Origin of the sequence: Plantibacter sp. MMLR14_011 (assembly GCF_001865025.1) — a bacterium.
In the GTDB taxonomy this organism is placed as follows: Bacteria; Actinomycetota; Actinomycetes; order Actinomycetales; family Microbacteriaceae; genus Plantibacter; species Plantibacter flavus_A.
This window is the reverse complement of sequence record NZ_MJGW01000031.1, coordinates 1-222: the sequence shown is the minus strand read 5'-3', so window position 1 is coordinate 222 and position 222 is coordinate 1. Positions and strand designations below refer to the sequence as shown.

Below are 222 nucleotides of genomic sequence, written 5' to 3'. Positions count from 1 at the left end.
TACTTCAACCCTGGGTGCGGCGCGTCAGGAACTGTCACCCTTTCCAGGTTCGACGGGACGAAGACCTTCATCGGCACAGCGGACGCCGCGACCGGGACCCACCTGCTCGACACCGCGGTGAAGGGCCAGGTCACGTCTCCCCTCGCAACCGACGCCGGAACGGTGGTCACTGCCGGCCGTACCGGCATCCTCAGCGTGACCTCGAGCGGGACGATCCGCACC

1 protein-coding gene is annotated in these 222 nt (G+C 67.6%); it reads left to right on the top strand.

All coding sequences use genetic code 11. The annotated features are described in order from the left end of the window. Positions 1-222 (top strand): hypothetical protein (locus BIU99_RS20155; protein ID WP_217634998.1); only part of this gene is annotated, 222 nt, incomplete at both ends.